General features: G+C 32.0%; 21 protein-coding genes and 1 tRNA gene. 15 read left to right on the forward strand and 7 right to left on the reverse strand.

The features are described 5' to 3' along the window. Positions 1-2 precede the first annotated feature (2 nt). Positions 3-815, reverse strand: coding sequence for a type III pantothenate kinase (locus tag PHV37_06530; GenBank protein MDD3237738.1), 813 nt, complete (start codon positions 813-815; stop codon positions 3-5). 98 nt (positions 816-913) lie between these two features. On the opposite strand from PHV37_06530, the gene PHV37_06535 reads away from it, so the two are divergent. From PHV37_06535 to rpsG, 7 genes are all read left to right on the forward strand, one after another. After that, positions 914-1,210 (forward strand): hypothetical protein, encoded by a 297-nt coding sequence (locus tag PHV37_06535; GenBank protein MDD3237739.1) that lies wholly within the window; start codon positions 914-916, stop codon positions 1,208-1,210. Positions 1,211-1,212: 2 nt separating this feature from the next. After that, positions 1,213-2,163: a hypothetical protein gene (locus PHV37_06540; protein ID MDD3237740.1), complete on the forward strand. Its 951-nt coding sequence runs from the start codon at positions 1,213-1,215 to the stop codon at positions 2,161-2,163. Continuing rightward, entirely contained in the window at positions 2,138-2,674 is a 537-nt protein-coding gene (locus PHV37_06545) for a signal peptidase II (GenBank protein MDD3237741.1), read from the forward strand. Before PHV37_06540 ends, PHV37_06545 begins: the two co-directional genes overlap by 26 nt. 1 nt (position 2,675) lies before the next feature. Further along, positions 2,676-3,599: an RluA family pseudouridine synthase gene (locus tag PHV37_06550; protein ID MDD3237742.1), complete on the forward strand. Its 924-nt coding sequence runs from the start codon at positions 2,676-2,678 to the stop codon at positions 3,597-3,599. Further along, a complete protein-coding gene (locus PHV37_06555) occupies positions 3,596-3,949 on the forward strand; it encodes a hypothetical protein (GenBank protein ID MDD3237743.1) in 354 nt (117 codons plus the stop codon). The genes PHV37_06550 and PHV37_06555 overlap by 4 nt, the downstream gene beginning before the upstream one ends. A 169-nt stretch (positions 3,950-4,118) precedes the next feature. Then, entirely contained in the window at positions 4,119-4,493 is a 375-nt protein-coding gene (gene rpsL / locus PHV37_06560) for a 30S ribosomal protein S12 (protein ID MDD3237744.1), read from the forward strand. A gap of 19 nt (positions 4,494-4,512) precedes the next feature. After that, entirely contained in the window at positions 4,513-4,983 is a 471-nt protein-coding gene (rpsG, locus tag PHV37_06565) for a 30S ribosomal protein S7 (GenBank protein ID MDD3237745.1), read from the forward strand. A 71-nt stretch (positions 4,984-5,054) separates the two neighbouring features. Here rpsG and ftsY read toward each other — a convergent pair whose 3' ends face one another. Both ftsY and nusB read right to left on the reverse strand, forming a co-directional pair. Beyond that, entirely contained in the window at positions 5,055-6,032 is a 978-nt protein-coding gene (gene ftsY / locus PHV37_06570) for a signal recognition particle-docking protein FtsY (GenBank protein MDD3237746.1), read from the reverse strand. Positions 6,033-6,044: 12 nt separating this feature from the next. Beyond that, on the reverse strand, positions 6,045-6,704 hold the full coding sequence (gene nusB / locus PHV37_06575) for a transcription antitermination factor NusB (protein ID MDD3237747.1): 660 nt from the start codon (positions 6,702-6,704) through the stop codon (positions 6,045-6,047). A gap of 132 nt (positions 6,705-6,836) precedes the next feature. Between nusB and PHV37_06580 the strand changes: the two genes are divergently transcribed. From PHV37_06580 to PHV37_06615, 8 genes are all read left to right on the forward strand, one after another. After that, a tRNA-Gln gene (locus PHV37_06580) sits at positions 6,837-6,909 on the forward strand. 451 nt (positions 6,910-7,360) lie between these two features. After that, on the forward strand, positions 7,361-7,558 hold the full coding sequence (locus PHV37_06585) for a hypothetical protein (protein ID MDD3237748.1): 198 nt from the start codon (positions 7,361-7,363) through the stop codon (positions 7,556-7,558). A gap of 217 nt (positions 7,559-7,775) precedes the next feature. After that, positions 7,776-9,614, forward strand: coding sequence for a Mu transposase C-terminal domain-containing protein (locus PHV37_06590; protein MDD3237749.1), 1,839 nt, complete (start codon positions 7,776-7,778; stop codon positions 9,612-9,614). Then, a complete protein-coding gene (locus PHV37_06595) occupies positions 9,607-9,819 on the forward strand; it encodes a hypothetical protein (GenBank protein ID MDD3237750.1) in 213 nt (70 codons plus the stop codon). The genes PHV37_06590 and PHV37_06595 overlap by 8 nt, the downstream gene beginning before the upstream one ends. Positions 9,820-9,855: 36 nt before the next feature. Continuing rightward, positions 9,856-10,287, forward strand: a complete 432-nt coding sequence (locus PHV37_06600; protein ID MDD3237751.1) for an AAA family ATPase — start codon at positions 9,856-9,858, stop codon at positions 10,285-10,287. 109 nt (positions 10,288-10,396) lie between these two features. Continuing rightward, positions 10,397-10,954 (forward strand): hypothetical protein, encoded by a 558-nt coding sequence (locus PHV37_06605; GenBank protein ID MDD3237752.1) that lies wholly within the window; start codon positions 10,397-10,399, stop codon positions 10,952-10,954. Next, positions 10,951-11,370, forward strand: coding sequence for a helix-turn-helix domain-containing protein (locus tag PHV37_06610; protein ID MDD3237753.1), 420 nt, complete (start codon positions 10,951-10,953; stop codon positions 11,368-11,370). Before PHV37_06605 ends, PHV37_06610 begins: the two co-directional genes overlap by 4 nt. Before the next feature lie 77 nt (positions 11,371-11,447). Further along, complete coding sequence (locus PHV37_06615; protein MDD3237754.1) at positions 11,448-12,428, forward strand: virulence protein RhuM/Fic/DOC family protein; 981 nt, start codon at positions 11,448-11,450, stop codon at positions 12,426-12,428. 8 nt (positions 12,429-12,436) lie between these two features. Here the strand turns inward: PHV37_06615 and PHV37_06620 are convergent, their stop codons facing one another. The 4 genes from PHV37_06620 to PHV37_06635 form a co-directional block, all read right to left on the reverse strand. After that, positions 12,437-12,685: a hypothetical protein gene (locus PHV37_06620; protein ID MDD3237755.1), complete on the reverse strand. Its 249-nt coding sequence runs from the start codon at positions 12,683-12,685 to the stop codon at positions 12,437-12,439. A gap of 13 nt (positions 12,686-12,698) precedes the next feature. Then, positions 12,699-13,211: a hypothetical protein gene (locus PHV37_06625; protein MDD3237756.1), complete on the reverse strand. Its 513-nt coding sequence runs from the start codon at positions 13,209-13,211 to the stop codon at positions 12,699-12,701. A 76-nt stretch (positions 13,212-13,287) separates the two neighbouring features. Then, positions 13,288-14,049 (reverse strand): hypothetical protein, encoded by a 762-nt coding sequence (locus tag PHV37_06630; GenBank protein ID MDD3237757.1) that lies wholly within the window; start codon positions 14,047-14,049, stop codon positions 13,288-13,290. Further along, positions 14,033-16,492 (reverse strand): N-6 DNA methylase, encoded by a 2,460-nt coding sequence (locus tag PHV37_06635; GenBank protein MDD3237758.1) that lies wholly within the window; start codon positions 16,490-16,492, stop codon positions 14,033-14,035. Before PHV37_06635 ends, PHV37_06630 begins: the two co-directional genes overlap by 17 nt. Positions 16,493-16,521: the final 29 nt, after the last annotated feature.

A 16,521-nucleotide genomic window follows, 5' to 3' on the forward strand; every position in this document is an offset into this window, starting at 1 on the left:
AATCAGATATTATTGGATTTATTCAAATAAAATTTATTAGGAACATACCCGTCAACATTAAGTTTATAAAGCAAATTGAGCCCTATCAAGGTCAAATCAGGATTTACATAATCAAATTGACGTACAAGATACTTACTGATAATAGAAGAATACCCACCGGTTGCAATAACTGTAGCTTTTTCGCCGAGTTCTTTTTCACATTGAGAAATCAAGCCATCCACCATAGCCGCATGTCCTCTGACGATACCTGAAAGCATTGCGTCTATAGTATTATGCCCGATTGTATTTTCAGGAGCCTCGATATTAACTTTCGGCAATTTTGATGTAAATTCACTCAAAGCATCTGCTTGAATTTTCATACCTGCAGCAATTATTCCACCGATAAACTCGTTATTTTTATTAACAATATCAAAAGAAGTAGCCGTCCCAAAATCAACAACTATAACAGGCGAACCATATAAAACAGAAGCAGCAAAACCATTCACAATTCTATCTGCACCTATTTCTTTAGGATTATCAATTTTTATACTTACACCCGTTTCAATTTTATGGCTAACAACAAGAGAATCAATATTCAAATACTTTTTGACAGCAAATTGCAAACGGTCTGTCAACGGAAGCACAACACTCGAAATAATAGAAGTATCAATTTTGTCCAACAATCCCGAATCTTCCACAAGTTTCTTAATTATAATGCCATATTCGTCTTCAGAGCGTTTTTTATCAGAAGCAATTCTCCAAGATGTAACAAATTTGTCACCATCAAAGACACCTGCTGTTATCTGTGTATTTCCTATATCTAAAGCAAAAAGCATTTTTTATTCCTCTGTTCTACTGCAAATATTTTATCAAAAAAACGATTTATGCTACAATATTTGCGAAATATTTTTCGCAACTTAACAATAAGGCAAATATGAATATTCTTTTACAATCATTTCAAATACATTCTATGAGTATTTTTGAAGCGGCAATGCTTATCTGCTTCGGTGCAAGTTGGCCTTTTGCTGTTCGTAAAACCTTTTTAACCAAACAGGTTAAAGGTAAAAGCAAACTTTTTCTTAGCTTAATTATAATAGGCTATATTTGCGGAATGATTCACAAAATACTTTACAGTATGGATATTGTATTTTGGCTGTATGTGATAAACTTATTATTAGTCGCCACAGACTTTGCACTGGTTTTGAAATACAGAAAAGAGCAACAGGATTAAATATGAAAAAATCATTAATATTCAATTTACTATTTATAATAGCAATGGCAGGACTTTCACTCCCTGTTAATGCCGAAGAAACATCAACTTTAGCCCCGATTGATGACGTAACAATGGAAAGAATCAGTCGCATAGGTTTCGTCAAAATGTTTAATCAAGACCCAAAAGCTGAAATTGATGACTTTTTTCAAAAACACACAAAATATTCTACTAACAAAAAGCTTCAAAGACTTCAAGAAATGTATGCTGACAGCTTCGTAAACGCTGACGGCTTTGACAAAAAAACTTATTTCGATATGGTGGAAAAAACTTGGGAACTATATCCTGTTATGAACTACAGTTATTCAATCAAAGACATTATCCTTGACGGGGATTATGCAATAGTTCAACTCAAGGAAAATGCACAAGGTGAAGCGAAAGACAGCTTCGAAAATATAAACGAAAAAGGCATTGTCGAGTCCGAATCTTACACTTTTTATTACTTACAAAAAATAAGCAAAGACTGGAAAATATTGTCCAGCACCATAATCAGCGAAACAACAGCTCTAAAATATGGCGACGCTAAAAATGCTAACGTAACAATTAGTGCCCCTCCGCAAGTTAAAGCAGGAGAATGCTATACAGCATCTTTAAACCTTGTTGCCCCTAAAGATACCATGGTTCTGGCCTCTATAAGCACAGAGCCCATTGTTTTCCCTCAAAAACAACCTCAAGATGTCTTTAGAAACGTAAAAAAAGATGGAATTTTAGAAAGAGTTTTCAATGCAAATACTGACGGCTACAACGAATACGCAATAGCCTCCGTAGGAATTACTAAACCAACAATTAAACCGGGGAAAGATATCAAAATAGATATCTCTGGCATGGCTTTTGTAATGTCAAGAATTAACGTTCTCAATGTAAAAGCACCAATAAGGAAAGCAAAAAATGAAACGCATTTCGCAATTAACTGATTATATTCTCAATTTTTTCGCAAAATATGACAAAATTGACGTAAAAGCCCTAAAAATGATTGGCTTTTACATTGAAAAAACATTCTTGTTCATACTACTTGGCTTTACCGCCAAATATTACGCTTTGTATTGCACTGCACACAACATGTTCGTCGAGAACGAAAGAATGGAACTTACTGTTATGCAAAACACAGGAGCAGCTTTCAGTCTATTTTCAAACGCTCCATGGCTTATCATTACGTTTTCAATATTCGTGCTTTTAGGAATTTTTTACTATATTATTAACGCCTACCAAACAAAAACTCCTTCAAAATTGTCAAGATTAAAATATAACGCCTTGGTACTTTTAACTGCAGGGATTTCAGGGAACTTGTTTGAACGAATATCTGACGGTTATGTAACCGATTATATAAGATTAAAATATTTGAATTTCCCAATTTTCAATGCATTTGACATAATGATTACAATCGGAGCCATAATGTTGATTTGGGCAATTTATAAAGAGAAATAAAATGCCTGAAATACTAACTTTTACCGCAACAGAAGATGAGGAAGGCAAAAGGCTCGACGCATTTTTGTCTGATGTAATTGAAAACAAATCTCGCTCTCAAATTCAAGCATTAATCAAAAATTCACAAGTAAAGATTAATGGTTTAGACAAAAAGTCTGCGTATTTGCTCAAAGAAAACGATATAATTTTGCTCACATTAAGTGATGAAAAATCGATAATTATCGAACCGGAAAATATCCCTCTTGATATCCGCTACGAAGACGAAACAATGTTGGTGGTGAACAAGCCTAAAAATATGCTCACTCACCCGACCACTAAAGAAACAAGTGGGACATTAGTAAATGCTCTATTGTTCAAGTATAACTATGATGGGCTTTCCACCTTAAACGGCAAACTTCGCCCCGGGGTTATCCACCGCCTCGACAGAAACACTTCAGGACTTTTAATGATAGCGAAAACCGATTCTGCACACAATTTTTTAACAAAACAAATAAAAGAAAAAACTGCTATAAGAAAATATTTAGCAGTTATAAAAGGTAATTTAAAATCCCCTTCAGGCACTATAAAAACTGACATTGGACGTTCTAAAGCTCATCCTGAAAAAATGGCTGTTGTCGACACTGGGAAACCCTCAATAACACACTATAAAGAACTTGAACGCTTTAACGGTTACTCTTACATAGAGTTACAACTTGAAACAGGACGCACACACCAAATAAGAGTGCACATGAGCCATATTCATCACCCTATCGTTAATGATTCACTATACAACAATGCAAAAATAAAAGTGAAAACAACAGAACAAGTCCTTCAAGCCTATGACTTGACTTTTACCACACCTTTAAATAACACTGTAATTAATGTCAACATAGAACCTGACGAAGATATTAAAAAAGTATTGCGATTTTTAAGGAGTCAAAAATGAAAAAAAATATATCAATTATTTTAGCTTTATTACTAATAGTCGGAATAAGCTATTTTTTAACACAAAATTTAGCCCCAACAATTACTCTATACTGCCCCTTTAAAAAAGGGGATTTCACTCTACCTTATTACCTTATAGCAACATCACACATAATAGAAGGCATTGTTTTGGGCATATTATTTTCAATAATATTTACAGCTAAAAATATCGACAATTTATCCGCCTACAAAAGAAAATGTGAAAAATTGTCCGTTCAATCTGATACCGATGACACTAAACTTAAAGCCTTGGAAACAAAAATTCAAACACTTGAAATAGCTCTCCAAAATGCATTGAAAAAAAATAATTGAAATATTACCAAACATTAAGGCTAAAAGTACCCCTAATCAATATAAATTGTTGACATTAGGCTTTGCTTATAGTTTTATATAGATAATTGGTTTAATGTCATGTTTAAGTTGTGCTGAACAAGAAATATGATAAATAAGTGAAAAAACAACAATTACATAAGGAGAAATTATGCCAACTATAGCTCAGTTAGTTCGTAAAGAACGCAAAAAGTTAACTGATAAAACTAAATCACCAGCCTTGGTAAATTGCCCTCAAAGACGTGGCGTTTGCACAAGAGTTTATACAACTACTCCGAAAAAACCGAACTCAGCTTTGAGAAAGGTTGCCAGAGTTAGACTTACTAACGGATTTGAAGTTACATCTTATATCCCTGGTATCGGTCACAACCTACAAGAACACAGTGTTGTTCTTATTAGAGGTGGCAGAGTTAAAGACTTGCCGGGTGTTAGATACCACATAATTAGAGGTACATTAGATACTGCGGGCGTTGCCAACAGAAACAAAAGCAGATCTAAATATGGTGCTAAAAGAACTAAAAAATAATTAGAAAGGTGATATAAAGATGTCAAGACGTAGTAAACCCGAAAGAAGAGTTCCTGCCCCAGACGCAGTTTTTCATAATGTCGATATTGCTAAATTTATCAATAGATTGATGAGACGTGGCAAAAAATCTATCGCTGAAAAAATCTTCTATTCAACATTAGAAAATATTAAAGAAAAAACTAAAGAAGAACCTACTGAAATTTTCAAAAAAGCTTTAACTAACGCTACTCCTTTATTAGAAGTAAAAGCTAGAAGAATCGGTGGTTCAACATACCAAGTTCCTTTAGAAGTTAAAGCTGATAGAGGAATGGCTCTTGGTTCATCATGGTTGATTGAATCAGCTAAAAAACGTAACGGTAAATCTATGGTTGAAAAATTAACCAGTGAATTGCTAGATGCTGCAAATGGCTCAGGTGCTGCTTGCAAAAAACGTGAAGATACTCACAAAATGGCTGAAGCTAACAAAGCTTTTGCTCACTATAGATACTAATACAATTAGTTACAAATATAAAAACAGCTCCAATTCGTTGGGGCTGTTTTTTAATGTCTGACAATTTATATTTATTTAAACAAAGCTTCGATAAAATCTGTGGGAACAAAATCTTTAAGGTCTGTCATTTTTTCACCAACACCAACCAATTTTACAGGAAGATTAAGTTCTTTTGCAATTGAAATAATAATACCGCCTTTTGCACTTCCATCAAGCTTGGTCAAGGCTACGCTTGTTAAGTTTGCTACTTCTGCAAATATCTTCGCTTGAGCAAGTCCGTTTTGCCCTGTATTTGCGTCAAGAACCAATATACTCTCTTTTAAAGACTCTGGGGCTAATTTATTAATCACAGCATAGACTTTTGATAATTCCTGCATAAGGTTATGCTTATTTTGAAGCCTCCCTGCTGTATCAATCAACAAAACATCATAATTCTCATTTTGAGCTTTTTTTATGGCGTCATAGACTACGGCAGCAGAATCAATCCCATCTTTACGGTAAATATCTGCACCTGCTCTATCTGACCAAATATTCAACTGTTCTTCAGCAGCAGCTCTAAAAGTATCACCTGCAGCTACTAAAACTTTTTTATTTAAATTTTTAAATCTATTTGCAAGTTTACCAATCAAGGTGGTTTTTCCTGCCCCATTTACACCAGTAATAAAATAGATATTTAATCCGTTATCAGAAAAATTAAGTTCTGAAGATTTATTATGGAGCAAAATGCTCTCAAATTCAGTCCTCAAAAATGATTTTACAGCAGAAGGTTTAATGGTATTTTGTTTTCGTAGCTTATCGACAATTTCAGAAGCTACACCGACGCCCAAATCTGCTTTTATCAACAATTCTTCCATATCGTCTAAGATAAATTCATCAAACTCTTCTTCATTTTGGACAGCGTCTACAACATTTCCAATCAAATTTTGAGTGGTATTCGAAATAGCTTTCTTCAATCCATCAAAAGAAATCCCGAAAAACGATGAACTATTTTTTTGTTCATCGTTTTCTTGTAATTCAGATTCGTTTTTCTTTTTAAAAAAATCAAACATATTAAACCTTAATTATTTCAAATCGTTATCAATTACGACCTTGCCTAAAATGCCATTAACAAAAGAAGCACTGTCATCTGTAGAATATTTTTTAGCAAGTTCTACCGCTTCATCAATGATAACCTTCAAAGGAGCTTCTTTAACAAAAAGCATTTCAGCTATTGCGATGCGGAGAATATCTTTATCAATTTTAACAAGTCTGTTAATATCCCAGCCGTGAGCAAACTTTTTGATTTGTTCATCAATAGATTCGTGATTATCACGATAAGAATCAACAACCTTCAATATGTAATCTTTAACGTCTGAATTTTCTTGAAGAGCGGTCATTTCAGCGATTTCAAGAGCCATCATAGCTTTTTCTGAGACATTCATCAACTCATCAATTTTTCCTACCATATCAGAAGTCATGGGAAGAGCAACAGGTTTATCTGAAAGCCCTATAGGTCTTTCGAGATTAGTGGGGTCATTAGCCTCATATTCATCAATAAACTCCCTTATATCGAGGAGTGATTGACTTGCAATTTTCAAATCTTCAGTAGCACTATTTGTAAGAGTCCTGACAGATTTTAAAATAATATCTTCAAATTCTTTTTCACTAAATGTGTCAAATTTTTTATTCAATTGAGAAAACAAAATCAAAGATAGTTCTCTCGCTGCACGTCTGGCTTGCATAACAATTGTCCTTATATATTTTTAATAATAACTTTAAATATATTAAGCCATAAAAACAGAATAAAGTATAGTTTTTTAATAAAAAACCTTGACTTTTGTGTTTGGACTTAATAATATAGATACATAAGCCATTGGGGCGTCGCCAAGTGGTAAGGCACCTGGTTTTGGTCCAGGCATCTCGGAGGTTCGAATCCTTCCGCCCCAGAATTTAAAAAAGACTTTCGATTGAAAGCCTTTTTTTGTATATATAACCTTTCTAGGACATTTTGATGAGAATTTGAGAGGCAAGAGTGCCACGTTTAGGCTAATTGAGCCTAGTTTTTAGTGTTGAGATTTAGCGTCAAAAAATGTCCGAAACTTCCGTTTTCTTGCACAGAATTGCACTAGAAATTTAAGATTTGTGATAATTCTTGGTTGCTCGCGTTAAACGTGTCTGCACGGCAAGGCTCAACGCCTTGACCGTTCCGCACTCTGCTCGCAATCCGCTCCCCCACCCCGAGCGAGTCGTTTCTTGGACGAAATCATGTAAATAGTGCAATTCTGCACTATCACTTGTGTTGAGATGTGTCAAAATATCTGTGAGATTTGGATGAAAGACTTGATGTTTCTGCGAAACAGAGCAATTAATGTGTATGTAACCGAAAGGAGAAACACACATGGATATTGCTTATGGAACCAAAATTCAAAACTTAAAAACTAATGAAATTGGTTTATTAATTAAAGTTTGGAAAAATAAATTTGCTGATGGCAAAATTGACTTCGCTACATGCGTGGATAAAAACGGAAAACGCTACAATATTGAATTAGATTTAATAACTCCAATTAAGGAGGTTGAAGATGATTCTAAAAAATAGAAGAACCCGAGAAACATTAGAAATTGAGTATGCTGAGTTTAGAAAAAAATTTGCTAAAGAGATTCAAATATCTTTTGAGAGCTACAAGCAAACACAGTTAAATAAATCATTTTACTGTTTCAAAGATGACAATTCAATGGAATTCAACTTTTACTTTCAAGTCCAATACAATTTCAACAGCTTTGGAAATTCAGCTTGGTATATAGAGAGGCTGTAAATGGATATAAATTTTACACCAGAAAAGTCAAAACAAATTGCACTCGCAAGATTAGATTTAATTCACCAATGGCAAGAATTTAGAAGAAAATCTACAAATAAATTATCTGCCGACTATGATTTTGTAAAATTACATAATTCTTCAAATTCATATTTATTTGAGATCTTAGGAAAAATATCGAGAGGAAGTTTGCATCGTTGGAATAATTTGTTAAATGGAAGTGAAGATTATACTTTACTTCTACCTCAGTATAAATATTCTTGTATTGTAGAATATCGAACAGTTTTAACCGACGAAGAAATCAGAATCTTTATGGGTTTGTTGCTACATCCGAACCGACTTTCAATCGGTAAAGCTACGGCATTGACAAAATACAAACTAAAACAACAAGGTCAAAATTTTATCCCAGCCGATATAACATTCAGAAGATATGCAAAGTGGTTCAAAGACAACAATTATGACAAATGGATACTTGCCAGAGATGGTGAAAAAGCTCTGTCAGATAAAGTTGAACCATATATCAAACGTGATGCGAGTTTGCTTGAAGTCGGAGATATTTTAGTCGCCGACGGTCATAAATTAGCTTTTCAAGTGATAAATCCATTCACAGGAAAACCCAAAATGGCGACATTAGTTGGATTTTTGGATTGGAAATCAACAGCTTTGGTTGGCTATGAAATTATGTTAGAGGAAAATACTCAATGTATAGCTTCCGCTCTCCGTAATTCAATAATAAATTTAGATATGATTCCCAAAGTTGTTTATCAAGATAACGGCAGAGCTTTTAGAGCAAAGTATTTTACAGACGATAAAGGGTTCTCGGAACTTGGTTTTAACGGATTGTACTCAAAACTCGGAATAGAAACAGTATTTGCAAGACCATATAATGCAAGGGCGAAAGTTATAGAACGATTTTTTAAAGAATTTCAAGAAGGTTTTGAAAAATTATTACCAAGTTATGTCGGCTCAGCAATTTCTGAAAAACCTGCGTACTTAAAAAGAAATGAAAGATTTCATGCAAATTTACATTCCGAATATGTACCGACAATTGAAGAAGCGGATTTTGGCAAGTGCGGAGTCGAACGAAGTGAACGAGCACGTCCTGCGGCGGTGAACGGTGGAATGAAGCATTTTGCGAAGCAAAACTGCGGAATGAAATCCGAGTTCACCAAGCTGCCAACAATCCAAGACACAATAAAAATTATTGATATGTGGTTGAGTTTTAAAAATTCTCAACCTTGTCCAAATTCTCCTGACAAAATGATTGCAGAAGTTTTAGAAGATAGAAAGCGTCAAAATATAAACACTGATACATTGGACGATTTGATGTTAGCAACCGAAGTTAAGACAATTCAGAGAAATGGCATAAGATTTTTGAACTACGATTATTTTGATGAACGACTTTATGGTTTCAAAAATAAAGTGCGGATAAAATACAACCTTTTTGATTTAACAAGTATCAAAGTTTTTACGATAAAAGGCGAATATCTTTGTAAGGCAGAGAGAGTAACCGAAACTCATCCGATGGCGAAGATTTTGGGTGACGTAAAAGATTTAGAAGATTACAAACAAAAAATTGAAAAACAACGGAAGTTAAGAAAGAAAACGATAAATTCAGTCAAGGAATTGTTATCTAATGATGAATGCAAATTTATTGAAACAAAAATTATAAAAAATGAAGAATTTTTAACACCCGTTAAAACGTCGTTTAAAAGCTCTTTAAATGGCGTTTATAAAAATAATTCTGAAAAATATGAATATCTTGTGAAAAATAATCCTCAAGATAAGTGGATTGAAGAATTTAAACAAACAAAGGAGTACAAATTATTGTATGATTAGAAAATTTGTCAGAACGCAAAATGTTAAAAACTTTATAGGGCTTGTTGAAAATTTAATCAATAAACCAAAGAACGTACCAAAAATGGCATTGGTTTATGGCGAACCCGGACTTGGTAAATCTCAAACTGCATTATGGCTAAGTTGCAAATATGATGCTATATATTTGAGAGCAACAAATCTTATGACTGGTCGATGGTTACTTTAAGAACTGGTTAAAGAAATTGATGAAATACCGAGATTTTTGACTGCGGACAACTTCAATTTACTTTGTAAAAAACTAAAACAGAAGCCAAAGCTGATTATCATTGATGAAATTGATTATTTGATGAATAATTCAAAAACAATAGAAACTTTGCGTGATATTCATGATGAAACAGATTGCCCGATAATCTTTGTTGGGATGGGTTTAGCACATAGAAAACTTGAACGATACAAACATTTATATGATAGATTTTTAGAAATTCTGCAATTCGAAACTTTTGAAGTAGCGGATTTAAAACAGATTTTTGATGAATTATCAGAAGTTACAGTAACTGCTGATGCAATTGAATATATCTATAAAAAATATAATCGTTTCAGGCAAATTATTCAGTTGATAAATCAGTTGGAAACTATTGCTAAAGAGAATAATTTTACTGAAATTACCGAAGAAACAGTGAGGCAGATAATATGAAACGGATTTTCGGTAGGGCACCGTGTGAGCGAGAGCGAACCCAGCCCGTATGATGGAGCGGGACGTTACTCCCGCGACAACTCGAATAATTCAAGATGGAAAGGAAACTATGGATATACTTAAATTAGCAAAACACCTAAAAGAATTTACGCTTGATGAAATTGAAATGATAGCTGAATGTGATTGTAAAACCGAACTTGAAAAGTTGTTAAGTGAACATAAAATAGCGTTTAAAAATAAAAAATACGAATACATTGAAAAACAAAATGAGGAATATTCAATATTTATAAATAAAAAATCTAAAAATATAAATTATGAATTTACGGACGCCGTACACGATTTTTTAGAAAATTATGCAAAAAAATATTGTAAATCTGGTACTTGTAAAAACTACAGAACCATTTTTAATTATGGAATTTTACCATTTTTCAAAAATAAACATATTGGGGATATTCAAATTAATGATGTAAAAATTTTTTATAAAAAATGTCAGGAATTAAATTTCAAATCAAGACGGATAAAAAACACTTTAGCTCTTTTAAATCAATTATTAAAATATTTTCAGGAGCAAGGATTTATAAAAAGTAGATGTATTTTTCAAGTAAAACGACTGACAGCCAAAAACGAATTTAATAAAAATAGGTTAATTTTTAAGGAGAATTTATGAGTAAAAAACGACATTACAACGAAGCAGAACGACTTTTTATATGTGATGGATTGTCAGCAGATGAAATAGCAAGAAAATTTGAGATTTCACGCAGAACAATTTTTTATTGGAAGAAGGAATATAATTGGGATAAGAAGCGAGCGGATTATTTGTTCAACAATACCAGAATGAGCTTTGAAATCAATGATTTTACAAGAAAGTTGATGGATAAAATTATGACGGATATTGATAACAATAGACAAGTTAGCCAGTCAGAAATTTATACGGTTTTAAACTTAATAAAACGCATGCTAGAAATCAAAAATTACGAAGACGAAATCGTCAAAGCTAAAAAAGAAGAAAAACCGAAAGAACTGACGCCTGAATTGATTATGCAAATAAACAAAGATATTCTTGGTTGGGACGGAACTTATTAATTATATTGAATCTACAAATTCTATTTAATATTTATGCTATTATTGATTATGGAATTAGTGTTCAAATGAGGTTTTTAGTGAATAGTAACGGCCAAAACGAAATCATAATTTATCAAGCTAAAAACGGCAAAACTCAAATTGATGTAAAACTTCAAGATGAGACAGTTTGGCTTACGCAAAAACAAATGGCTGAATTGTTTGATAAAAATGTAAGAACCGTAAACGAACACATTAATAATATTTTTAAAGAAGGTGAATTGAATAAAATTGCAGTTATCCGGAATTTCCGGATAACTGCAATTGACGGCAAACAGTACGATACAAACTTCTATAATCTTGATGTGATTATTTCTGTCGGCTATAGAGTAAAGTCTTTGAGAGGTACGCAATTCCGTATTTGGGCGAACAGTATTTTGAAAGATTATTTAGTTAAAGGCTACGCTGTTAATGAAAAAGTTTTACAAACTCAAAGAGAAAAAATTACGGCTTTGCAAACTTCGATAAATTTGCTTTCAAGAAGTTTGACTAATCAAATTGAAACAGTTGATGCGGCTCAACAGGTTGCAATTATTTTGGATAAATTTGCAAAAGGGCTTGATTTGCTTGATAATTTTGACCACAAAACACTTGATACTAAAGGCGAAACAAAACGTGAAGCAATTAGAATTTCAACAAAAGAATTTTTGTCTGTTGTAAATAAAATGAAATCAGAATTTGCGTCTGATGTTTTTGCAAACCCTAAAGACGATAGTTTTGATAGTTCTGTTAATCAGATTTACCAAACTTTTGACGGCACAGAACTTTATCCGACTTTGGAAGAAAAAGCTTCTATGTTGTTGTATTTGATAACAAAAAATCATTCATTTTCTGACGGCAACAAACGTATCGCTGCAAGTTGTTTCTTGTATTTTTTGGATAAAAATGACATTCTGTATAAAAATAATTTGCCAACGATTGATAATGCAACCCTATTTGCATTGACGATTTTAATTGCCGAAAGTAATCCTACAGAAATGGAAACAATGAAACAAATTGTTGTTAGTGTGTTGAATGGATAAAGATAAACTTATTTATAAGTTTCTAATTTTTTACCTGTTTTTGAATACTTTGTAACAGTTCCATTCGAAGATTTTTTATAGACGAATTCAGTTTGTCCTTTTTTATTGTACTGAACAGTTTTTCCATTTGAATAAGTTTTTGTATAACCGGTTGTTTGACCTTTTGAATTCTTGATATATTTTTTTGTTGTCGTACTTGCAAAAGCTGTTGATACAAATATTGTACAAATTAATGTTAATAGCAAAATCTTTTTCATAATGTTTATTCCTTTATTCAATGCAAATATTTTTTACATAATTATAAAATGTGTCAACAATTTCTTTTAAAATTAGCTCTGAAGATATTTCTTCGGATAATACAAATTCTTCGTTATAGCCTGATGTATTTAAAAATAATACGGATACCCCCATAGTATCATTCAATGTATTTATAGAATATTGAAATAAAATTTCATGAATTTCACATTTTTCATCAATATTATTAAGAGTAAGTAAAATTGTAATTGTGTTATTTCCAATATCATTTTCTTGTTGTTCTATGTTTAATTTAATATTTTCAGGTAGTTCAATTTCTTCTTTCCATTTTTTCAATTTTAGAAAGGCATTTTTAATTGATGTTTTAAATAATTCAATATTAGTACTCTTTTTGGATAAGTTTTCAAATTCACTATGAGTCTTTTTATAATTAAAAAATATATCAGAAATTTTATTATGCCCATTTAATGATTTTAAATCTTTAAATGTATTAATCATTTTTTCTTTTAGTTCATTCGTTTTTATCATTTTTATTTTCCTTTTTCTTTTATTTACAAGTAATTATTATATGAAAGATTTTTCTAGTTAGGTATTAGATAGGTGGTTAGTTAATTTCTAAACCTAAAATTTCAGTTATATATTTATTGATATAATATTTTGGGGTATTAGGTTTAATACTACGAAGATAATCTTTTACAATTATCATTTTATAATCATTTATCGACAATTTATAATCAATATTCAACTGTTCAAAAAAAGGCTCATAATCTTCTTCTGTAATCAGTTTTTTCTTTATAGCACTAAGTAAATCGTTCACGATTAATTTCTTTGTACATTTATACATCTTTTCAGAAATTTGAATCAAATTTTTTGAAATTAAACATATAAAATCCTCAAACGAGTCTGCATTAATTACTTGATAATTTAAGTGTGCAGATAAATTTCTTTTATCAAATATTGCTTGATTATTTTTACATAGTGTAGAAGTTTTATCAAAGCCAAGTATATGAAAAAAGCAATTTATAGCTGATTTTTCTTTGTTTTTAAATGTATAAATATCAATTTTCTCATCTCTTTTGATTTCGATTTTTTGACCATCACTAGAATTCAAACAGGATTCCGTTAATTGTAAATAATTTAATAGTTCTAAATGTTTTGAATCACAATTATACAATCTAACAAGAAAATAATGTAAAACATAATTGTAAAAATGTGCTAAATTAATTACTGCATCATTATAAAAATCGGCTTCTTTTACAACTAATAGATTAGTAAACATTCTGAGAAAAAAGTCGTTTGACATTATTATTGGTAAATAATCTTTTAACTCATACAGTTCTTCTTCCAAATCAATTATTGTTTTCACAGGTATCACCCCAGATGGATTGGATTTTGGTGTTGATTTTGGCTTGATGAAGTTTGATTAATTTTTTACATTCTTCAACAGCTGTTTCTTCTTCTTCGATTTTGGCTACGATTTCTTGTTGTTCTTCGAGAGCAATTAACGGAATTTCCAAATCGGAAATATAGCCTTTATTTAAATTTTGCTGTCTTGCCCCAGCTCTATGTAGCATATAATCTTCACGTTTTGATGAAAAATAAAGATACAAAAAATACATATTGATTTTCGTATTAGGTTTTACTCCTGAAATTGCCTGATTAAAAGCCCCATCCCTGTCTAATATTGACATTTTGAATGCCGCTGTATCATACATTCCAATTAATAAAGAACCTTTAGGGAAAAGCTTTGCATTTGAGTCTTTTAATCCCAAATTAGTTATCTTATCAACAGAATCCGTAGTGTAAGAATTGTTTAACTCTCCAGATGAATACCAAGGAATACTTCCATTATACCAGTATTCATTATTGCTTCTCGAAGGTGTACCACCTGATTGGATATCACATATATCGCCAAGTTTAACTTTTCTCCAATTTGGATTAATTGGAAGAGTTGGTTTCCAATTATCGACTACTTTTTGAGCTCCGTCGATTACGGCTTGATATCCGTCCAATTCCTTAACTATTTCTTCTTGAACCTCTAATGGTGGAAGTGGAATTTGAATGAGTGCGACTTCCTTGTTCATTAATTTCGGATTTCCTAATTTTACAACATAATTTTTTGCAACAACATTTAACACTCTTGCTACATAAGTCATATTTAAATTTTTAGGATTTATCGCTTTTAATGTTCCACATACATTTGTACAATTGAATTTCCCACTACGACTAAATACAGTTCCTGCATTAGCTCCATCCGTTGTCCATGTCGCATAATCACCTTCAAAATCAAAAGTGTTAATATATCCGAGCACTCCATTATCTGCTGTTTGAGAGGAATATACAGGATAAGTTCCTTTATTGTTTTCAATATCTTTTTTGCTAATTACTCTTCCTCTTCCCAATAAGCATATTTTATCTATTCTTACCATATCCCATTTACAATTTGAGTAGTCTTTTGTTTCTTTATAGCGGGAGGCAGTTAGATTATATTCACCATTTTCTGACAGCTTTGATTTTTCTACGATTGTTGCTAAAGGGTTCTTGTTTATTGATTGGATTGCTTCGCTATCGCTCGCAATGGCACTATTTTGCCATTGTTGGATTAATTCTGTTGCTTTAGGTAAGTCGTTTTTGTCGATTTCTCTGCGTTGAGCACCTAAATCATATCCGTCATTTTTAATTTCTACAAATAAAATTTTATCCGTCTTTTTAGCAAGTTGTCTATCTAGTAGCAAAATTGATGTTTTAACACCTGAATACGGTTGAAAAATACCACTTGGCAAACTTACAACGGCATACAAATAATTTTCATCAACAAGTTTTTTTCTTAAATTTTTGTAGGCATTTGCTGATTGAAAAACTATTCCTTCTGGCACAATTATTCCTGCTCGACCTGTAGAATTAAGATGTTCCATAATATAATCGACAAACAAAACTTCCGAACGGTTTGCTTTTATTCCAAATTTATTGTGTGGCTTAATCCCTCCTTTTGGAGTCATAAATGGAGGGTTTGCGAAAATCACATCAAAATAATTATCCCATTTTGTTTGGTTTGTCAAAGTATCGTATTCATAAATTTTAGGTTGTTTGAATTTATGCAAATACATATTTACAAGTGCAAGTTTTACCATATCAGGAGAAATATCATAACCTTGAATATTTTCTGTCAAAGTTTTTAGTTCTGTTGGATTCAAAGGTATATTTGTATTTTCTGAAGTTTTTAAAATATGCTTATACGCTGAAATCAAGAATCCTGATGTACCACAAGCCGGATCTAAAATTGTATCATCTTTTGTTGGATTAACCACATCTACTATAAAATCAATGATATGTCTTGGAGTTCTAAACTGCCCCGCATCACCTTGAGAGCCCATTATCGAAAGTAAATATTCAAATCCGTTACCCAAATTTTCGCTATTATTATAATCCAAATCATTGATTTCTTTTAAAAACAAAGTAAGAGTTTGACCGTCACGAAAAGGCAAGTATGCACCTTTGAAAATGTTTCTGAAAAGTTCGGGGATTTGTTTTGCAAGTGGCAATTTTTCAAGTGCTTCTGTGTATAAATTCATTCGTGCTTCATTGCCTAGCTGTTTTGACATAAGTTTTGACCAAGCATATTCATTCAAGTCGTCAGTAAAAAATTCACGTTCGCCACCAAATTCAACCGTTTCTAAGTCCATATCGTCCATGAACTTATAAATCATTGCAATCGTAATTTGCTCAATCTGAGCTTGTGGATTAGGGATTTTTCCAACCAAAACATCTCTTGCGTTATCTATCGTTCTTTTTATATCTTTTGTTAACATATTCAGTTATTCCTTTCGCCTCTAGTGAT

Source organism: Candidatus Gastranaerophilales bacterium (assembly GCA_028693235.1).
GTDB lineage: Bacteria > Cyanobacteriota > Vampirovibrionia > Gastranaerophilales > Gastranaerophilaceae > JAQUVW01.

Excerpts from the sequence above, each read along its gene's own strand:
- PHV37_06535 (MDD3237739.1), top strand. The coding sequence starts at position 914 with ATGAATATTCTTTTACAATCATTTCAAATACATTCTATGAGTATTTTT.
- PHV37_06540 (MDD3237740.1), top strand. The coding sequence starts at position 1,213 with ATGAAAAAATCATTAATATTCAATTTACTATTTATAATAGCAATGGCA.
- PHV37_06585 (MDD3237748.1), top strand. The coding sequence starts at position 7,361 with ATGGATATTGCTTATGGAACCAAAATTCAAAACTTAAAAACTAATGAA.
- PHV37_06530 (MDD3237738.1), bottom strand. The coding sequence starts at position 815 with ATGCTTTTTGCTTTAGATATAGGAAATACACAGATAACAGCAGGTGTC.
- PHV37_06605 (MDD3237752.1), top strand. The coding sequence starts at position 10,397 with ATGGATATACTTAAATTAGCAAAACACCTAAAAGAATTTACGCTTGAT.
- PHV37_06635 (MDD3237758.1), bottom strand. The coding sequence starts at position 16,492 with ATGTTAACAAAAGATATAAAAAGAACGATAGATAACGCAAGAGATGTT.
- rpsL (MDD3237744.1), top strand. The coding sequence starts at position 4,119 with ATGCCAACTATAGCTCAGTTAGTTCGTAAAGAACGCAAAAAGTTAACT.
- PHV37_06545 (MDD3237741.1), top strand. The coding sequence starts at position 2,138 with ATGAAACGCATTTCGCAATTAACTGATTATATTCTCAATTTTTTCGCA.
- rpsG (MDD3237745.1), top strand. The coding sequence starts at position 4,513 with ATGTCAAGACGTAGTAAACCCGAAAGAAGAGTTCCTGCCCCAGACGCA.
- PHV37_06625 (MDD3237756.1), bottom strand. The coding sequence starts at position 13,211 with ATGATAAAAACGAATGAACTAAAAGAAAAAATGATTAATACATTTAAA.
- PHV37_06590 (MDD3237749.1), top strand. The coding sequence starts at position 7,776 with ATGGATATAAATTTTACACCAGAAAAGTCAAAACAAATTGCACTCGCA.
- PHV37_06620 (MDD3237755.1), bottom strand. The coding sequence starts at position 12,685 with ATGAAAAAGATTTTGCTATTAACATTAATTTGTACAATATTTGTATCA.
- PHV37_06550 (MDD3237742.1), top strand. The coding sequence starts at position 2,676 with ATGCCTGAAATACTAACTTTTACCGCAACAGAAGATGAGGAAGGCAAA.
- nusB (MDD3237747.1), bottom strand. The coding sequence starts at position 6,704 with ATGCAAGCCAGACGTGCAGCGAGAGAACTATCTTTGATTTTGTTTTCT.
- PHV37_06595 (MDD3237750.1), top strand. The coding sequence starts at position 9,607 with ATGATTAGAAAATTTGTCAGAACGCAAAATGTTAAAAACTTTATAGGG.
- PHV37_06610 (MDD3237753.1), top strand. The coding sequence starts at position 10,951 with ATGAGTAAAAAACGACATTACAACGAAGCAGAACGACTTTTTATATGT.
- ftsY (MDD3237746.1), bottom strand. The coding sequence starts at position 6,032 with ATGTTTGATTTTTTTAAAAAGAAAAACGAATCTGAATTACAAGAAAAC.
- PHV37_06555 (MDD3237743.1), top strand. The coding sequence starts at position 3,596 with ATGAAAAAAAATATATCAATTATTTTAGCTTTATTACTAATAGTCGGA.